We start from the raw sequence: 2,602 nt of genomic DNA, 5'->3' as shown, positions 1-2,602 counted from the left end.
GATCGAGGCCGGCGACCGCATCCTGGCCAATTTCGCACCGAAACTTTCCGACTATGCCAGCAAAGCGCTCGAGCGGCTCGGTGTGACTGTCGAGCTCGGCCGGGCCGTCACGAGCTGCGACGCCGAAGGTGTTGTATTTGGCGATAAGCAACTGGCAGCCCGAACGATCCTGTGGGCAGCCGGCGTTGCCGCTTCGCCGGCCGCTGAATGGCTGGGAGCGAAGGCGGACCGCGCGGGCAGGGTGCTGGTCGAGCCCGATATGACTGTATCTGGCAGCCCGGAGATTTTCGTCATCGGCGACGCCGCCCTTGTGCTGCGGCCCGATGGCCGGCCGGTGCCCGGCGTCGCGCCTTCCGCCAAGCAGGAGGGCCGACATGTTGCGGCCACCATCAAGGCCAGGCTCGGCGGCGACACGACCGCGCGTCCTTTCCACTACAGGCATGCCGGCGATCTCGCCACGATCGGCAAGCGCGCCGCGGTGATCGATTTCGGCTGGCTCAAGCTGACCGGCTGGGCGGCCTGGTGGCTGTGGGGAGTGGCGCACATCTATTTCCTGATCGGTTTTCGCAACCGGCTTGCGGTTTCGCTGAGCTGGCTATGGATCTACGCGACAGGCCAGCGCAGCGCGCGGCTGATCACCCAAGGCGACGACGACAAGGGCTGATTTCCTCGCCCCGATCGTTCATCCGCACGTCATCCGTTGCTGATCGAGTGGCGGCTTCATGCGCGCGACTTGTTGAATGGACTTAAGCAGGTTTCAGAGCGAAGTTCGCTTCGGGGCAGGGCTTGTCAGTTGTCGAAGGAGAAAACATGTCGCAACTGCTCCATCCCATATCCCGCCGCGATCTCCTTGCGGGCGCCGCCGCAGGGGCACTGATTATGCTGCATCCGTTCTCCGCCCGCGCTCAAGGCAACCAGGCCCATCTCCGGATCATGGAGACCACCGACATCCATGTGAACGTGCTGCCTTACGATTACTACGCCGACAAAACGAACGACACGCTGGGCCTGTCGCGCACGGCGTCTCTCATCGATGCTGTGCGCAAGGAAGCCGTGAATTCGATGCTGATCGACAATGGCGACCTGCTGCAGGGCAATCCGATGGGCGACTACATCGCCTATGAGAAGGGGCTGAAGGACGGCGACCTGCATCCGATCATGAAAGGCATGAACCTGCTTGGCTACGAGTGCTCCACGCTGGGCAACCACGAGTTCAACTACGGCCTGTCGTTCCTGGATAAGGTGCTGGCCGGCGCCAATTTTCCCTTCGTCTGCGCCAATTTGATCCGCGGCACCGAGCTTGCCGCGAACCCGCGCGACGACAAGCTCTATCTCAAGCCCTATGTCATCCTCGACAAGAAGATCAAGGACGGTTCGGGCGCCGAGCAGCCGATCAGGATCGGCATCATCGGCTTCGTGCCGCCGCAGATCATGGTCTGGGATCTCAAGAACCTCGAGGGCAACGTCAAGACGCGCGACATCGTCGAGGCGGCCAAGGCCTGGGTGCCGCAGATGAAGGAGGAGGGCGCCGACATCGTCCTTGCGCTGTCGCATTCCGGCATCGACGTGAAGCAGGGCGACATGATGGAGAACGCCTCGTTCTTCGTCGCCGGCGTCGACGGCATCGATGCGGTGTTCACCGGCCACCAGCATCTGGTGTTCCCCGGCAAGAAGGATTTCCAGTCGCTCGACGGTGTCGACACGCAAAAGGGCACGCTGCAGGGCAAACCCGCCGTCATGGGCGGTTTCTGGGGCTCGCATATGGGGCTGATCGACCTGATGCTGGAGCGTGACGGGTCGAAATGGAAGGTCGTTTCAGCCACCTCCGAAGCGCGGCCGATCTTCGAACGCCTCGACAACAAGAACAAGCCGACTGTCCCGGACGACAAGCGCATCATCGCGGCCCTCGACCAGGACCACCAGGCGACGCTGGCCTATGTGCGGCGTCCCGTCGGCAAGACCTCCGCGCCGCTTTATTCCTATTTCGCGCTGGTCGCCGACGATCCGTCGGTGCAGGTCGTCAGCCAGGCGCAGACCTGGTACCTCAGGGATATCCTCAAGAACACGCAATGGAAGGATGTGCCGCTGCTGTCGGCGGCCGCGCCGTTCAAGGCCGGCGGGCGCAACGGCGCCGACTACTATACCGACGTGCCGGCGGGCGACATCGCCATCAAGAACGTTGCCGACCTCTATCTCTATCCCAACACCGTGCGTGCGGTCGAAATCACCGGTGCGCAGGTTAAGGAATGGCTGGAAATGTCGGCCGGCATCTTCAACCGGATCGAGCCTGATAAGGCCGACCAGGCCCTCATCAACACTAATTTTCCGTCCTACAATTTCGACGTCATCGACGGCGTCACCTACAAGATCGATCTGTCGCAGCCGTCGAAATACGATGCCAAGGGCGGGCTGGCCAACGCTGGCGCCAATCGGATCGTCGACCTGAGTTTCGATGGAAAACCAATTGATCCTAAACAGAAATTCGTCATCGCGACCAACAATTACCGGGCCGGTGGCGGCGGCAATTTCCCCGACATCAATGCCTCGAAGATCATCTACGAGGCGCCGGACACCAATCGCGATGTCATCGTCCGCTATATCG

At 61.8% G+C, this 2,602-nt stretch carries 2 protein-coding genes; both read left to right on the top strand.

Annotated features, from left to right (window positions below; translation table 11 throughout):
- The coding region (locus tag EN906_RS30325) for an FAD-dependent oxidoreductase (protein WP_164777475.1) at positions 1-664 on the top strand (664 nt) is incomplete at its 5' end.
- Between the two features lie 146 nt (positions 665-810).
- On the top strand, positions 811-2,602 hold a 1,792-nt coding region (locus EN906_RS30320; protein ID WP_127375613.1), incomplete at its 3' end, for a bifunctional 2',3'-cyclic-nucleotide 2'-phosphodiesterase/3'-nucleotidase.

The organism is Mesorhizobium sp. M7A.F.Ca.CA.004.06.1.1 (assembly GCF_003999135.1).
Lineage (GTDB): Bacteria > Pseudomonadota > Alphaproteobacteria > Rhizobiales > Rhizobiaceae > Mesorhizobium.
The sequence above is the reverse complement of the archived record's forward strand: the minus strand, read 5'-3'. Positions and strand labels throughout refer to the sequence as shown.